This is a genomic window from Streptomyces sp. CNX435, from assembly GCF_059570575.1.
This window is the reverse complement of the sequence record NZ_JCANTA010000003.1, coordinates 341,991-358,145: the sequence shown is the minus strand read 5'-3', so window position 1 is coordinate 358,145 and position 16,155 is coordinate 341,991. Positions and strand designations below refer to the sequence as shown.

Sequence of the window (16,155 nt, the reverse complement as noted above, 5' to 3'; positions counted from 1 at the left end):
CGGCCGGACACCGTTGTCGTACAGGCGACATGTCGCAAGCCCGGCACGGCGGAGTCGTGACAGCAGGCCCGCGGGCACGAATGCTTTGCCCGTGCATCTACGACGAATACAGCTGCCGGCGCTCGCCACCGCGGGCGCGCTCCTGGTCACCCTGGCGCCCTCCGCGACCCACGTCGCCGCCGCACCCGGTGGCGCGACGGCCGCGGATCCGGCGTCCGCCTCCTCGCTCAGCGTCGTCACGCTCGTCACCGGCGACCGCGTACGGCTTGAGCGCTTCCCCGACGGCCGGCAGGCCGCCACCGTGACGCCGCGCGACGGCGATGCCGACGGCGACGACACAGCCGGCGGCTTCGAGCAGCTGGAGATCGACGGCGACCTGCACGTCATCCCCTCCGACGCGGTGCCGTACGTGGGCTCCGGCGCCGTGGACCGCGACCTGTTCAACATCACGGAACTGGTCGGGCAGGGCTACGGCGACGGGCGCAGCAAGCGGATCCCGCTGATCGTGTCGTACGCGAAGGGGGCGCGCGCCGCCGACGCCGCGCGGCTGCCCGGGGTGACGCCCGGCGCCGCGCTGCCGAGCCTCGACGCCCGGGCCGTCGAGACCGGCAAGGACGCGGCGGACCGGTTCTGGGAGGCCGTCGACGACGACGGGAGCGTCCGGACGGCGGCGGAGCCGCGGCTCGCCGGCGGCATCGAGCGCATCTGGCTGGACCGGAAGGTCAGCGCCTCGCTCGACCGCAGCGTGCCGCAGATCGGCGCGCCCGAGGTCTGGCAGGGCGGCCACGACGGCACCGGCGTCACCGTCGCCGTGCTGGACACCGGCGTCGACGCCGAGCACCCCGACCTCGCGGGCCAGATCGACGAGGCCCGCAACTTCTCCGACAGCCCCACCACCGGCGACGCCTTCGGCCACGGCACGCACGTCGCGGCCACCGTCGCCGGCACCGGTGTGGGCTCAGGCGGCTCAGGCGGCTCCCGCAAGGGCGTCGCCCCCGGCGCCCGGCTGCTCGTCGGCAAGGTGCTCGGCGACGACGGCTTCGGCTCCGAGTCGCAGGTGCTCGCCGGCATGGAGTGGGCCGCGGGCGCCGGCGCCGACGTGGTCAACATGAGCCTCGGCACCGACGCGCCCACCGACGGCACCGACGCGCTGAGCCTCGGCCTGAACCGGCTGACCGCCGAGACCGGCACGCTCTTCGTCGCCTCGGCCGGCAACTCCGGCCCGGGCTCGGCCACCGTCGGCTCGCCCGGCGCCGCCGACGCCGCGCTCACCGTCGGCGCCGTCGACCGCGACGAGTCGCTGGCCGACTTCTCCAGCCGCGGCCCGCGCGTCGGCGACCTCGCGGTCAAGCCCGACATCACCGCGCCCGGCGTGGACATCGTCGCCGCCCGCGCGGCGGGCACCGCCATGGGCACGCCCGTGGACGACCTGTACACCGCCGCCTCCGGCACCTCCATGGCCGCGCCGCACGTCGCCGGCGCCGCCGCGCTGATCGCCCAGCGCCACCCCGACCTCAGCGCGCAGCAGCTCAAGGACGCGCTGGTCAGCACCGCGCGGCGGCACGACGACCTCACGGTCTACGAGCAGGGCGGCGGGCGCGTGGACGCCGCCCGCGCCGCCGCGCAGCAGGTGTACGCCACCGGCACCCTCGCCTTCGGCGGCGTCGACGAGGGCGGCGAGCCGGTGCGGCGCGAGATCACGTACTCCAACGCCTCCGACGCGCCCGTGACGCTGCAACTCGACGCCTCCCTGCGGGCGTCCAGCGGCGAGCCGGTCCCGGCCGACGCCGTCGGGCTGCCGGACGGCGGCACCGTGGAGATCGCCGCGGGCGGCACCGCGACCGTCCCGGTCACCCTCGACCCCGCGGGGCTGCGCCCCGGCCGCTACGGCGGGTACGTCACCGCCACCACCGGCGAGACCGTCGCCCACACCACCATCGGCGCCGTCCGCGAGGCCCCCAAGCGCACCGTCACGCTGCGCGGTGTCGACCGCTCCGGGGAGCCCGCGTTCGTCAACCCCGTCACGCTCTTCGGCCAGGACGACCGCTACGACGTCGTCACCTACATCCCCGGCGGCAGGTCGCTGACCGTCGAGGTGCCCGAGGGCGACTACTTCCTGCACGCCGTGATCTCCGACAAGGTTGTGAACGGCAGCGTCGACAGCCTCGTCGTCGACCCGCAGCTGACGGTGGACCGCGACATGGAGGTGGTCCTCGACGCCCGCGAGGCGAACGAGGTCAGGATCGAGACCCCGAAGCCGGCGGTGCAGGAAGCCGTCATGAGCTTCTACAGCCACCGCGAGGTCGGCGGCCGCAGCATCTCGCACGGGCACATGGAGTTCAGCGTCGACGGCGCAAGCTCTACGTGACGCCGACCAGCAGGGCCCGCGAGGGCGTATTCGAGGTCTCCTCCCGCTGGCAGCTGGAGGCGCCGATGCTGACGGGCACCGTGAGCTGGCCGGGCGGGCGTGAACCCGTCGACGCCGTACGGCTGATGGGCCGCTCCCCGGCCCTGGACGGCACCCGGCGGCTGCCGCTGGTCGACGCCGGCACCGGTACGCAGGCGGAGTTCGCGGCCCTCGCCGACGACGGCGTCGACATCTCCCGCGCCGCCGTGCTGGTCGACGGCGAGAGCCCGCAGGACGAGAACGCGGTACGCGCCGCCGCGGCGGCCGGGGCCGAGTACGTCATCGTCGCCGGCCCGGAGGGCTCACCCGCGTGGAGCGTGTGGCGGCCCGGTGGCACCCGGCTGCCGGCGGTCGGCGCGATGGTCCGGCATGACGTCGGCGTGCGGCTGCGCGCGGCGCTGGCCGCGGGCCGGACGGCCGTCGAACTGCGCGGCACGCCGGCGAGCCCGTACCTGTACGACGTGATGCAGGTGGCGAAGCAGCAGGTGCCGGAGCGCGTGGTGCACCGGGTGAGCGACGCGAACACCGCCACCGTCCAGACGAGTTACCGCGACACCGGCGGCGACCCCTGGGCCAAGGAGCAGCGTTTCGGCTGGCGGCCGTGGATGGGGACGGCCATCAACCAGTACCAGCGACACGTGCCCACCCCGCACGAGCGCACCGAGTACGTGAGCGCCGGCGACACCCTCTGGCGCCACAACGTCCACCACCGCTACACCTACGACACCATGAACCCGCTGGCGGGCGGCATGATCCAGGACGCCCGTAGCTACCGGCCGGGGGAGCGGGTCACGGAGAGCTGGTTCGCGCCCGTGGTGCGGCCCGCGATCCCGCGCGGCGTGGCGGGGCTGACCTCGTACCGCGAAGGCGACCGGCTCACCGTCCGTATCCCGGAGTTCGCGGACGCCCAGAAGGGGCACTACAGCCGCCCGGACGGCGGCGACCTGGGTGGCGTACCGGGGGACACGACGTCGGCGGCGCTGTACCGCGACGGCGAGAAGCTCGCCGAAGCGCGCACCGCGTGGGGCGCGTTCCCCGCGGGCGGCGACGGCGGGGAGGGCGAGTACCGGCTCGACCTCGCGGTCGACCGGACCACCCCGGAGTGGCGCACGTCGGTGAGCACGCGCACCAGCTGGTCGTTCACGGCCGACCGCCCGGTGGTGGGCGAGCGGGAGCTGCTGCCGCTGGTCCAGCTGGACTACGACGTGCCGGCCGACGCGCGGGGCGCGGTGCCCGGCGGGCGGCTCGCGTCGTTCGACGTCACGGCGCGGCACCAGGACGGCATCGACGGGCGGCGCATCAAGGAGATGGAGGTCTCCGCCTCCTTCGACGACGGCGCCAGTTGGCAGGACGCCGTGGTGACGCGCTGGTGGGACGGCGGCTACCGCGTCTGGCTGCGGCACCCCGACGTCGGTGACGCCGGCGGCTTCGTCTCGCTGCGCGTGCAGGCGTGGGACGACGCCGGCAACAGCGTCGACCAGACGGTGAAGCGGGCATACGCGCTGAAGTGACGTCCTCCGTCACCGGTGCGGCCGGAGCGGTCCGGCCGCACCGGTGCGGGTGCCGCCGTGCCCTGGCGGGACCCGCCCGTACGGTCGCCGCGCCCGGCCGCGCACCGTCGCCCTCACGGCAGCCAGTCGCGGCGGGCCGCCTGCCACACCAGCTGTGCCCGGGTGTCCGCGCCCACCCGGCCCATCATGTCCCGCAGCCGGCGCTGCACCGTGCGCTGGCTGATGCCCAGCTGCGTCGCGATCGCCTTGTCCGCCAGCCCGGCCACCACCAGCGACAGCAGATAGCGCTCGTCCTCCGCGAGGGCCGGCCCTGCCGCTCCGGCGCCGTCTCCGAGCCCGGCCAGCTCGCCCGCGCCGGTGACGTGCAGCGGGGAGGCCGCCGCCCACTGGCTCTCGAAGAGCGCGATCAGCGCGTCCAGCAGTGCGCTGCTGCGTACCACCGCCACCGTCGGCTCGCCGAACCGGCTGTCCGCGCTCGGCACCAGCGGGCACAGCGCCAGCGCTCCGTCCGCGATCATCAGCCGCACCGGCAGCGTGCTGGCCGCCCGCGCCGCCTCGCCGGCGCGCACGCCGAGCGCGACGTTGCCCAGCATCCCGGGCTCCTCCAGCAGCGCGCGCTCGTAGATCACGCGGTAGCGCACGCCCCTGGCGAGCATCTCGAACTCCTCGTCGTTGTCCTCCGATGGCATCGCCACGTGCCCCGCCTTGCAGAGCGCCAGCACCTCCCCGCGCGCGCCGTACGCGAGATCGCGTATCTGCTGCCGGATCGCCGCCACGCCCGTGACCACCTCGACGAGCAGCCGCCCGTCCCGTCGCCGGACGCCCGCCCGGAACTCCTCGGCCAGCTCCGTCACTCCGCGCCGGGCCCGCTCCAGCGCCTCCTGGCCGCGCAGCAGCCTCGGCCCGAGCGCGACGTCCGGCGCCACGGGCACGAAGTGCCCCGATCCGCCCGGGCGTTGCTCGGGCCCGCTGACCAGTCCCTTCTCGTGCAGCGACGCCAGCAGCGACTCCGCCCGCCGCCGGTCGAGGCCCAACTCCGCGGCCACGGTCCCCGCGTCCGCGCCGTGCAGCCCGACCAGCAGCCGGTACACCCGTTCCTCCGTCGGTTCCACGCCCGCCGGCTCCAGCACCGTCTATCACTCTCCTTCGCCCGGGCCGCCGCCGTACGCCGGACGCCCGTCTGACCAATAGCCGACATGGCGACAAGTCGCCAACAGAAACCGCTTCCTGGGCGACGGACGAGCGGGTTACAACCCCAGTCATGCATCCTTCGCTCCGGCGTTACCGGCCCGTTCGCGCCGCCGTGCTCGGCTGCCTCGCCTCGTTGCTGGCCACCGTGCCCTCTCTAGCCACAGCGCTGCCGGAATCGTCTGTGTCACACCCGACGGAGTTCGCCACCGCAACCACCGCCGCCCCGGGCGCCTCTGGCGACCCCGCTTCCGGCCGGAACGGCGGCGCCACGGCGGGTGCCGAGCCGGGCACCGAGGTCACTCTGGTGACCGGCGACACCGTCACCCTCGGCCCCGTCGTCGACGGCCGTCCGGCCGTCACCGTGGCGCCCGCCGAAGGCGCCGCCGGGGGTACGTCCTTCACGACCCTGCACGAGGACGGCGACGTGTACGTCGTCCCCGACGACGTCGCCCGCCTGGTGCCCCGCGTACTGGACATCGAGCTGTTCAACGTCAGCGCGCTCGCCGCGATGGACTACCACGACGACGCCACCGACACCCTCCCGCTGATCGTCCGCGGCCCCCGCCCGCTGGCCGCGCTGGACGAGGCCGCCGGCGCCCGCAGGCTGTCCAGCATCGACGCCACCGCCGTCGACGTGCCCAAGGAAGCCGCCACCTCCTTCGCCGAGCGGCTCACCGCCCCCGCCGGGCCCCGGGCCGCGGCCGGGGTGACGAAGGTCTGGCTCGACCGCCGGGTCCGGGCTGCCGAACTCGACTGGAACCTCGGCATGGTCGGCGCCCCCGAGGCGTGGGAGGGCGGACTCAGCGGCGCGGGCGTCGACGTCGCCGTGCTCGACTCCGGCATCGACGCCGACCACCCCGATCTGCGCGGCCAGGTGACCGCCGCCGAGGACTTCACCGGCAGCGGCTCCACCGGCGACCCGAACGGCCACGGCACGCACGTCGCTTCCGTCGTCGCCGGCACCGGCGCGGCGGCCGACGGCGCCCGGCGGGGCGTCGCCCACGGCGCCCGGCTGCTGAACGCCCGGGTGCTGGACGACGAGGGCAGGGGGCAGTCGTCCTGGGTCATCGCGGGCATGGAGTGGGCCACGGGGCAGGGCGCCGAGGTCGCCAACCTCAGCCTCGGCGCGCAGCCGGGGAGGGGCGACGACCTGGTCTCGCTGGCGCTGGACGCGCTCACCGCCGACACTGGCACCCTGTTCGTCGCGGCGGCCGGCAACTCCGGCCCGTTCGGCGGCACCGTCCAGTCGCCGGGCATCGCGGGCAGCGCGCTGACCGTCGGCGCCGCGGTCCCGACGGGCAGGCCGGCGCACTTCTCCAGCGTCGGGCCGACCCTCGGTACGTACCGCGCCAAGCCCGACCTCATGGCGCCGGGCTCCGGCATCACCGGCGCCCGCGCCGGCGGCGGCACGGCCGATCCGTACACGACGATGGACGGCACCTCGCAGGCCACGCCGCACGTCGCCGGCGCCGCCGCGCTGCTGCTGGAGAAGCACCCCGACTGGAGCTGGCAGCGGGTGAAGACCGCGCTCATGACCACCGCGGACGGCGACCCCGACCGGACGGTGTCGCACATCGCCGGCGCCGGGATGCTCGACCTGCCCGGTGCCGCCTCCGACACCCTCGAATTCGACCGCGGCAACGTCGACTTCGGCTACCTGCGCTATCCCGAGGGCGCCGAGCCGCAGTCCGTCGAGTTCTCCGTCACCAACCACGGCGCCCAGGCCGAGCACCTGGACATCTCCGACAACGCCCGCGACGTCTACGACGACGCGGCGCCCGACGACCTCGTCACCGTGAGCCCCGCCCAGGTCACCGTCGAGCCCGGCGAGACCCGGCGGATCACCGCCACCATCGTCCCCTCCGCGGCGCAGCCGCGCGTCTACCACGGCGGCGTGGTGGTGAAACGCGACGGCCGCGACACCGTCACCCTGCCACTCAACGTCTACCTCGAACCGCCCCGGCACGACATCCGGCTGACCGTGCTCGACCGGAACGGCGAGCCCTGGGCGGGCGGCACCGTGTGGGTCGCCAACATGGACGACTACCGCCCGGTGAGCGGCGGTGGCTCCCAGGCCGTACACCTGGACGAGAACGGACAGGGCACCGGCCGGCTGCTGCCCGGATCGCTCAGCCTGATGGCGAAGGTGGAGACCCCGGCGCGCGACGGCTCCCCGGCCACGGTCGCGTTCGCCGGATCGCCCGAGGTCATGCTCGACGGGGACATGGAATACACCATCGACGCCCGGAGGGCGAAGCAACTGCGGCCCGCCCGGGTCGCGGGCGCCGACACCCGCGTCGGGCACGTCTCCGTCCACTACCAGCGCCGCGACGCCAGGAAGGGCATCGGCATCGGTGACGGCATCTACGCCACCGGCGAAGAGGTCGAGAGCGGGCGGGTGTTCCTGCAGCCGACCGGGCCGGTCCAGCGGGGCACCGTGGCGTTCGAGACCCGCTGGCGGCTGGCCGCCACCGGACCGGAGCGCGGCCGGCAGGCCGACGTGTACGACCTGGTGCTCGGCGGTGAGACGGTCTCCGACCCGCCCGCCTACGACGTCTCCCGTGCCGAGGTCCGCGACCTCGCCCGCCTGACGTCCGATTACCGATCGCTGCTCGGCCGCCCCGACCGGTACGTCGAGAGCCGGACCGCCTACTCCTCCCGGGTCTCCGCCGGATACACCATGAGCGACCCGCTGGACGTGCCGCGGCGACGGACCGAACTGGTCACCGCCGACCCGGGGGTGAGCTGGCGGCACTGTGTGGTGGCGCCGGCGGCGGCGGGCACCTCGCTGTGCGAGGGGACGACGACGTACGAGCACGGGGAGCGGCGCGCGCCCGTGTGGTTCCGCGGCGCGGCGCCGGCGGTGGTCTCGGGCGTCCACTACGACGACAGCATCTCGCTGCCCTTCCGGCACCTGAGCGACGGTGAACACCACGGCGAGGTGAGGGACAGCGACGCGCTGGGCACCGGGAGCCGGCGGCTGTACCGCGACGGCGTCGAGGTGCAGCCGCGCGGGCCCGCCAGCCCGTACTACGACGTCCCGCCGGAGCCGGCGATGTTCCGCCTGGAGCACGCCTCGCGGCCGGACACCGCGCGGCTCCCGATCGGCACCCGGACGGAGACCAGCTGGACCTTCCCCTCCCGCGGGCCCGACGCCGGCGGCCCGTCCACCCGTCCGCGGCTGCTGGCCGTGGACTACCGGCCGCCGACCCGCGACGACGGCTCCCTGCGCGCCGGTGTCCCGCTGGTGTTCGGGGCGCGGATGGTGTCCTCCGACAGCCCGACCGACTGGCGCGAGGAGAACGGCAGGCTGCGGCTGTGGGTCTCCACCGACTCCGGTGGCAGCTGGCACCGCATGGTGGCCCTGCCGTTCCCCGACGGCTCCGTGCTGGCCGCCGCGCCGGGAGTGCGGCTGCGCGCGGGCGACACCCTCTCCGTACGAGCCGAGGGCACGGCCGCCGAAGGCCGGGCCGTCGACCAGACCATCGTCGACGCCTACCCCGTGCGCTGAGACGCACCGGGGGCGGAGACGGTGGCGGGGGCCGCTGCGTGACCGGCGGGCGCAGCGGCCCCTGACGCCGCCGTGGCGATGCGCAGGGCCTCCACCAGGTCGCGGTAGAGCACGTCGCCGGCGAGCAGTTCGCCGTGCGTGCCGCGGGCGCGGATACGGCCGGACTCCATCACCGCGATCGTGTCCGCGTCGATGACGGTCGACAGCCGGTGGGCGATCGTGACGACGGCGCCGTGCCGCGCCCGGGTGCGTATGCACTCGTGGACCGCGGCCTCGGTGAGCGCGTCGAGCTGGGCGGTGGCCTCGTCCAGTAGCAGCACGTCGGGCTCGCGCAGCAACGCGCGGGCCAGCGCGATGCGCTGGCGCTCGCCGCCGGAGACGGCGGTCGAGGACAGCTCGGTGTCCAGTCCGTCGTCGAGGCCGGCGACCTTCTCCGTCAGCCGTACGTCCCGCAGGACGCGGCGCAGCTCCTCCTCGCCGGCGTCGGGCCGGGAGAACAGCAGGTTGTCCCGGATGGTGCCCGGCACGACCGGGGTGTCCTGCTCCACGTATGCCAGCCGGGAGCGGATCGCGGAGTGGCTCAGCTCGCGGTACGGCCGCCCGTCGAGGGCCACTTCACCCTCCTGCGGCTCCAGGAACCGCAGGACGAGCGACAGGAGCGTCGTCTTGCCGGCGCCGGACGGGCCCACGATCGCCATGTGCCCCCGGCGCGGGACGGCGAGGTCGATGCCGCGCACCGCGGGCTCGCGGCCCTGCCCGTACCCGGCGGTGACGCCCCGCAGTTCGAGCACGGCCCCGCCGTCGTCACCGCCGTCGTCTCCGCCGCCACCCCGGCCGGGACCCCGGCGCCCGTCCCCGCCGGCCGCCGCGCCGGCCGACTCCTCCTCGGTGGCCAGCTCGTCCACCGCACGGATGCGCTTGGCCGCCGCGACGCCGGACTGCAGCTCCGACAGATGCTGGCTCAGCTCGGTGACCGGCCCCATCAGCCCGAAGGCGTAGAGCAGGAAGGCGATGAGACCGGAGACCTCCAGGGAGCCGGCGTCGACGCGCCACGCGCCGATGCCGAGCACCAGGATGATCGCCAGCTCGATGCCCGTCCAGGCGATCACCCAGACCGTCGCCTGCAGCCGGGTCGCCCGCAGCCCGTGGTCGGCCGCGGACCGGGCGTCCTCCGCTATCCGGTCGGCCTGGCGCTGCTCCGCGCCGGCGGCCTTGACCGTACGCACGGCGCGCAGCGCGCCCTCGAGCCGCCCGCCCAGCCTGCCGACGTGCTCCTGCGCCCGCTCCTCCGCGCGTGCGATGGCGGGCATCAGCAGGGCGAAGAGCGCGACGACGACGATCACCGACGCGACCGTGGTCGCCAGCAGCACGAGATCCAGCACGGCCATCATCACCAGCGTGCCGACCAGCATCACCACGCCGTTGACCAGTCCGACGAACGCGCCCGACGTCGACCCGTGCAGCAGCACCGTGTCGGAGACGGCCCGGGAGACCAGCTCGCCGGGCGGGCGGGCGGTCACGCCAGGGACCGTGGCCCCAAAGAAGCGCCGCACCATCGACTCGCGCGCCTCCAGCACCACGCGCTCGCCGACCGCGCCGAGGATCACCCACTGCCGGTGCCCCACCACCGCGCCGACGACCATCAGCACCAGGAGCGTGGAGACCGGGCCGGCGAGCGAGGCGTCGTCGGCGAGGGTGTCCAGCACCCACTTCGTCACCATCGGGGACGCCAGACCCAGGGCGGAGCCGGCCAGGGCCAGCAGCAGGCCGAGGGCCAGGATCCGCCGGTGGGGCCTGGCGAACGACCAGAGGGCGCGCACGCTTTCCGGAACACTCATGCCCGGCAGTAGAACATTGCTGTTCCATTTTCGTCAAGCAGGTTCCATTCTGGGGAGGGCGGTACGGTATGGGCATGGACACCGCAGTGAGCAGCACCGGAGCCCGGGCCCGGACACGGCGCGCCATCCTCGACGCCGGCACGAGCGTGCTCGCCCAGAACCCGGCGGCCTCGCTCGCCGACGTGGCCGCGGCGGCGGGCGTCGGGCGCACCACGGTCCACCGTTACTTCGCCGAGCGCTCCGACCTGGTCGCCGCCATCGGCGAGGACGTCCTCGACAAGATCGGCTCGGCGACCGGCCGCGCCCGCCCCGGCGACGGCCCCGCGCTCACCGCACTGGAGCGGGTCTGCCAGGAGTACTTCGAGCTGGGCGAGAGCCTCGGGATCATCTTCGACGAGTCGCTGGCCGCGACCTGGAACTGGGAGAGCTGGGCGGAGGAGACCGAGGCCGACCGCGCGCTGACCCGGCTCGTCGACCGCGGCCGCGAGGAGGGCTCGCTGGACAGCCGGCTGGACACCGACTGGATCGTCCAGCTGCTCTGGTCCCTGCTCTACGTCGCCTGGCAGCGCAGCCGCGGCGGCGACACCAAGCACAACGCGCTCAGCGTGTGCCTGTACACCCTCAGAAAGTCCGTGGGCGCCCCTTCCTGAACCGTCGTGGGCTGACGCAACCCGGCCAGAGATCCGATCAATTGCCTCCGAAGTGCCGGATCTTCACTCTGTGGGGTGTCGAAGGCGGCGATCGATCTGGTAAATATGCAGTTCGTGCTACGTGCCCACGTGTGCTGTGCCTGAGGGATCCGCGCACGTCGGGGGAGTCGTCGGATGACAGGAGGCCGGTCAAGGATGAAGGATTTCGACGGACTCAAGGCCGTCGTGACCGGCGGGGCTTCGGGGATCGGGCTGGCCACCGCGCGGCTGCTGGCCGAGCGCGGCGCCCAGGTCGCCGTCCTCGACCTCGATGCCGACGGCGTGCCGCAACCCCTGCGCGGCTACACCGCGGACGTCTCCGACGACGCCTCCGTCACCGCCGCCGTCAGCGACGCGGCCGGCGCCCTGCGCGGCATCGACGTCCTGGTCAACAACGCCGGCATCGGCGCCGTCGGCACCGTCGAGGACAACGACGACGCCGAGTGGCACCGCGTCCTCGACGTCAACCTGCTCGGCATCGTGCGCACCACCCGCGCCGCTCTCCGGCACCTCCGCCGCTCCGCCCACCCCGCGATCGTCAACACCTGCTCCGTCGCCGCCACCGCCGGCCTCCCGCAGCGCGCGCTGTACTCCGCCACCAAGGGCGCCGTGCTGTCGCTGACGCTGGCCATGGCCGCCGACCACGTACGCGAGGGGATCCGGGTCAACTGCGTGAACCCCGGGACCGCGGACACCCCTTGGGTGAGCCGGCTGCTGGACCGGGCGCCCGACCCCGCCGCCGAGCGCGCCGCGCTCCACGCCAGGCAGCCGATGGGCCGGCTGGTCACCGCAGACGAGGTCGCCGCGGCCATCGCCTACCTGGCGAGCCCCGCCGCCGCCTCCGTCACCGGCACGGCGCTGGCCGTCGACGGCGGCATGCAGGGCCTGCGGCTGCGTGCACCGGAGCCGGGCCGGTGAGGTCCGTCGTCTGGGAGCTCTGACCGCGACTCCACCCGCCGTCAGGGCCCGCCCTCAGGCGTGTGCCTCCTCGATGGCGTCCGGCGTCGTCGTCCACTCGACCCCGCCCCCCACCGGCACCAGCCACGCCATCCGCGGCCCCGCCGCCTGGCGCAGCTCGGGAGTCGACCACACCGAGTGGGTCTCGGGCTCGGGGCAGATGGCGCGGAGCAAGCCGGTGCGGCCGGAGATCCGGTCCAGCACGAGCTTGCCCAGCAACGGATGGCGTTCGTGCCCCAGGCCGAGGCCCAGTCTGCTGCTCACGATCCGCTCCTCGGAGGTTCGTACGCGGTCGAGGATGTGCCCGCTCCCGGCAGTGGTCGCCGACCGGGTCCCGGAGTCGCCAACTGCCGTGCAACCGGGCCGCGGTGGGGTCCGTGGGCGCGGTCGGCGTGACAGGCAGGTCACCTCACTATGGCGGTCGACAACGGCAGCCCGCAAGCATCGGCCTGATAATTTCAGAATGTATGCGGACCCCCTGTCACACTCAGGCAGGCCGTGGCACACTCCCGGGTAGCAGCCGTGCCGGGAGGTAGGGACGTGAGCGAAACACGCTCGGGTGGCGGCAGCGCCCCGACCGTGCTGCGCATGGTCCTGGGCAAACGGCTACGGCACCTGCGCGAACAGGCGAAGGTCAGCTTCGAGCAGGCCGCGGAGGCCATCGATGTCACGCCGCTGACGGTGCGGCGGATGGAGAAGGCGGAAGTCGGCCTGCGCATCCCGTACGTGCGGGAGCTGCTGCGCACCTACGGCGTCTCCAGCGCCGAGACCGACGACTTCCTGAGGCTGGCCAAGGAAGCCAATCAGCCAGGGTGGTGGTACAAGTACCGCAACGTTCTCCCCGACTGGTTCCGCGCGTACGTGAGCCTGGAGAGCGACGCCACCGTCATCCGTATCTACGAGCCGCACTACGTACCCGGCCTCCTGCAGACCCCCGACTACGCCCGCACGCTGTTCCGCATCGGCTTTCCCAACGAGTCGGAGGAGGACATCGAGCGGCGGGTGACGTTGCGCATCACCCGCGCGGACCTGCTGACCACGCCGAAGGCGCCCGCGATGTGGGCCGTGCTGGAGGAGTCGGTGCTGCGCCGGCCGGTCGGCGGACGGGACGTGATGCGGGCGCAGATAGACCGGCTGATCGAGGCGATCGACCTGCCGAACGTGAGGATGCAGATCATGCCGTTCTCGGCTGGACCGCACCCGGGCGCGTTCGGCCCCTTCCACTACTTCCGCTTCGGCTTCACCGAACTGCCCGACATCGTCTACACGGAGAACCTCACCGGCGCGGTCTACGTGGACCAAGCCGACGACGTCGTCGGGTATCTGGAAACACTCGACCGGATGGCCGTCCAGGCCGATCCGGTGGACCGGACCAGGTCACTCCTGGTGGACATGCGTAAGGAGTACTGAACCATGCGAGCCGACCCCCCGAACTTCCGCACCGGCGTCCCGGCAACCGAACTCGGCACCGAGGGCTGGCAGAAGCCCTGGAGCGGCACCAACGGCGGAAGCTGTGTCGAGGCCAAGCGCCTGCCCGACGGCAGCGTCGCGCTGCGCCAGTCCACCGACCCGACCGGCCCGGCCCTCGTCTACACCCGCGAAGAGATGGTCGCCTTCCTCGATGGCGCCAAGGCGGGCCAGGCCGACTACCTCATCGCCTGACGAACCGGCCGCACGCCGGCTTCAGACCGGGGGAGCGGACCGGGGCGGACACTATCTCCCGTCCGCCTCGGTCCACCCCCCGCCAAGCCGCTCGAAACGGCCTCGTACGACCGCGAAGTGACAGTACGTTAGACCGCAGCAAGCGCGCCGCAGGGCAGGAGATTCCCGATGGCAGAAGGCCAGTCCACCCCCGCCGAGGGGGCCCTCTCCAAGATCGACACATCCGTGCCGCACTCGGCCCGGATCTGGAACTACTGGATGGGCGGGAAAGACAACTACGCCGTCGACCGCCGGGCGGGCGACGAGTACCGCGAGATCGCTCCGAACATCGAGACGATGGCCCGGGCCTCGCGCGACTACCTGATCCGCACGGTGACCCACGTGGCCGGCGAGGCCGGCATCCGCCAGTTCCTCGACATCGGCACCGGCCTGCCGACGTACGACAACACCCACCAGGTCGCGCAGCGGCTGGCCCCCGAGTCGCGCATCGTCTACGTCGACAACGACCCGTTAGTGCTTCGGCACGCCCAGGCGCTGCTGACCAGCACCCGCGAGGGTGTGACGACTTACGTCGACGCCGATCTGCACAAGCCCGAGGCGATCCTGGAGCAGGCGGGGAAGACGCTCGACTTCTCGCGGCCGGTGGCGCTGATGCTCATGGGCATCTTCGGCCACATCCAGGACTACGAGGAGGCCAAGTCCATCGCCCGCCGCCTGCTGGCCGCGCTTCCCTCCGGCAGCTACTTCGTGCACTACGACAGCACGGCCACCGACAAGGCGCTCCAGGAGGCCCAGCAGGGGTACGACGACACCGGCGCCGTCCCGTACGTGCTGCGCACTCCGGACGAGATCAGCGCGTTCTACGACGGCCTGGAGCTGATCGAGCCGGGGATAGTCTCCTGCCCGCTGTGGCGGCCCGAGGCCGGCACGGAACCGGAGCCCACCGACGTCTACGGCGGGGTCGCGCGAAAGTCCTGACCCCGGCCCGGAGTCCGGCCACGGACGCCGGCCGCCCGGCTCGTACGACCCGGAGACCGGCGCGATCACCGCCGTGCTCGGCGGGCGGCCCTCCCACCTGCCTGTACGAGGGGTCGGACGGCGATTGGCGGTTCAGACCTTGCGTTGCTAGTCGGCAACAATATTCGGTTGATTACACAGAAGGCCCTCGTGTCGCTACGATCCCCTGGACCCCATCACGAACGTCCGTTGGAAAGCCGCGCACCAGAGCCACGTACCAACTCGCGTGCGCGTGCCCGAGGTTTCGATGAACATCGCATGGCAGTCGCCGAGGCGCGTCCGCTCAGCCGGTCCGTCCCGTCCCCTGTCGTCCCGCCCCACCCGTAGCGCGCGCTGCCGCGCGCCCCGCGGGGGGTGGTGATGGCACGCGGCGGTGCTTCCGGTCGTGGCGGGGTCTTCCGACCCGTCTACCATCTCGCCGGTCTCGACGACGACCTACGGACCGTCGTCGACGACCTGCGCGTCGGCCGGTGGATGTCGATGCGCGCGCTGCTCGCCCGTACCGGCGCCGACTGGGCGGGGCGTACCGCGCGGTCGCAGGTGCTCGGGGTGGTGGCCGCCAAGTCGGCGGTGGTGCAGATCTGGCTGGACGAGGAGCCGGAGAGCGCCGACGCGCGGATGATGCTGGCCCGCGTCGCCGTCGGGCGGGCTGTGCAGGCGCACCGGCAGCGGCATCCCAGCGCCGGGCAGTTGGAAGAGGACGCCCGGCAGGCGTGCCGGGAGGCGGCGCTGCTGCATCCCGGCGATCCGGTGCCGTGGGTGTGCCTGCTGGCGCTGGCGCAGACGGACGCGCGGCAGCAGCGGCCCGAGCACCGGGTGGCCCCGCCGGAGAACCTGCTGCCCCCCGGGCCGTGGGGGCTGCTGGACGAGGTCGTCAAGCGGGACCGGTACAACCGCGAGGCGTACCACCGCGTGCTGCAGCTCTGCGCGGCGGCGGGCGGCTCGCAGGCGTACGCGATGGACTTCGCCCGCTGGGTGGGCTCCTGGGCCCCGACCGCCTCCCCGCTCCTCGCGCTGCCGCTCTTCGCGCACGCCGAGCACTACCACTTCGAACGCCGCCGCGGTCGCGGCGACGCGCTCGTGCACCGCCAGTGGTCCCGCGAGGACATCCTGCGGGACACGCTGCGCGCGCTCGACGGCTGGTTCGACGTCACGAACGCCGACGTGCGCTCCGTGCTGGACCTCAACCACCTGGCCCACGCGCTCAGCGCCGCCCGCGAGTTCACCGAGGCCGCCCGCGTCTTCACCGCCCTGGGCCCGTACGCCACCCTGCTGCCCTGGGCCTACGTGACCGAGGATCCCGACCGGCAGGACCTGGCCGAGGCCGAGTTCTTACGCGCCCGCTCGATGGCCCTCGGTAGCGGGTGACCGG

The 16,155-nt window shown here is 73.7% G+C and carries 12 protein-coding genes; 9 read left to right on the top strand and 3 right to left on the bottom strand.

Annotated features, from left to right (window positions below; translation table 11 throughout):
- The first annotated feature begins 91 nt into the window (after positions 1 to 91).
- Both T328_RS07995 and T328_RS07990 read left to right on the top strand, forming a co-directional pair.
- Positions 92 to 2,368 carry a S8 family serine peptidase gene (locus tag T328_RS07995; protein ID WP_496495188.1) on the top strand — a complete coding sequence of 759 codons (2,277 nt, stop codon included), beginning with the start codon at positions 92 to 94 and terminating at the stop codon, positions 2,366 to 2,368.
- Positions 2,365 to 3,918, top strand: coding sequence for a hypothetical protein (locus tag T328_RS07990; RefSeq protein WP_496495187.1), 1,554 nt, complete (start codon positions 2,365 to 2,367; stop codon positions 3,916 to 3,918). The genes T328_RS07995 and T328_RS07990 overlap by 4 nt, the downstream gene beginning before the upstream one ends.
- 113 nt (positions 3,919 to 4,031) lie before the next feature.
- On the opposite strand, the gene T328_RS07985 is transcribed toward T328_RS07990, so the two are convergent.
- A complete protein-coding gene (locus T328_RS07985; protein ID WP_496495186.1) occupies positions 4,032 to 5,048 on the bottom strand; it encodes a helix-turn-helix domain-containing protein in 1,017 nt (338 codons plus the stop codon).
- 242 nt (positions 5,049 to 5,290) lie between these two features.
- Here T328_RS07985 and T328_RS07980 point away from each other — a divergent pair, with 242 nt between their 5' ends.
- Positions 5,291 to 8,620, top strand: a complete 3,330-nt coding sequence (locus T328_RS07980) for a S8 family peptidase (protein WP_496495185.1) — start codon at positions 5,291 to 5,293, stop codon at positions 8,618 to 8,620.
- Here T328_RS07980 and T328_RS07975 read toward each other — a convergent pair.
- The gene (locus T328_RS07975) at positions 8,605 to 10,458 is read right to left on the bottom strand and encodes an ABC transporter ATP-binding protein (RefSeq protein ID WP_496495184.1); all 1,854 of its coding nucleotides are present in this window, start codon (positions 10,456 to 10,458) and stop codon (positions 8,605 to 8,607) included. The genes T328_RS07980 and T328_RS07975 overlap by 16 nt on opposite strands.
- Before the next feature lie 74 nt (positions 10,459 to 10,532).
- Between T328_RS07975 and T328_RS07970 the strand changes: the two genes are divergently transcribed.
- Both T328_RS07970 and T328_RS07965 read left to right on the top strand, forming a co-directional pair.
- Entirely contained in the window at positions 10,533 to 11,108 is a 576-nt protein-coding gene (locus T328_RS07970) for a TetR/AcrR family transcriptional regulator (protein WP_496495183.1), read from the top strand.
- Positions 11,109 to 11,303: 195 nt separating this feature from the next.
- Positions 11,304 to 12,065, top strand: coding sequence for an SDR family NAD(P)-dependent oxidoreductase (locus T328_RS07965; RefSeq protein WP_496495182.1), 762 nt, complete (start codon positions 11,304 to 11,306; stop codon positions 12,063 to 12,065).
- A gap of 54 nt (positions 12,066 to 12,119) precedes the next feature.
- Here T328_RS07965 and T328_RS07960 read toward each other — a convergent pair whose 3' ends face one another.
- A complete protein-coding gene (locus tag T328_RS07960) occupies positions 12,120 to 12,368 on the bottom strand; it encodes a hypothetical protein (RefSeq protein WP_496495181.1) in 249 nt (82 codons plus the stop codon).
- A 276-nt stretch (positions 12,369 to 12,644) separates the two neighbouring features.
- Between T328_RS07960 and T328_RS07955 the strand changes: the two genes are divergently transcribed.
- The 4 genes from T328_RS07955 to T328_RS07940 all read left to right on the top strand — a co-directional run bounded on the left by T328_RS07955 (position 12,645) and on the right by T328_RS07940 (position 16,151).
- Positions 12,645 to 13,514 carry a Sco1979 family transcriptional regulator gene (locus tag T328_RS07955; RefSeq protein WP_496495180.1) on the top strand — a complete coding sequence of 290 codons (870 nt, stop codon included), beginning with the start codon at positions 12,645 to 12,647 and terminating at the stop codon, positions 13,512 to 13,514.
- 3 nt (positions 13,515 to 13,517) lie between these two features.
- Complete coding sequence (locus T328_RS07950; protein ID WP_496495179.1) at positions 13,518 to 13,766, top strand: DUF397 domain-containing protein; 249 nt, start codon at positions 13,518 to 13,520, stop codon at positions 13,764 to 13,766.
- Positions 13,767 to 13,934: 168 nt separating this feature from the next.
- Entirely contained in the window at positions 13,935 to 14,744 is an 810-nt protein-coding gene (locus T328_RS07945; RefSeq protein WP_496495178.1) for an SAM-dependent methyltransferase, read from the top strand.
- Positions 14,745 to 15,143: 399 nt separating this feature from the next.
- Positions 15,144 to 16,151, top strand: coding sequence for a hypothetical protein (locus T328_RS07940; protein ID WP_496495177.1), 1,008 nt, complete (start codon positions 15,144 to 15,146; stop codon positions 16,149 to 16,151).
- Positions 16,152 to 16,155: the final 4 nt, after the last annotated feature.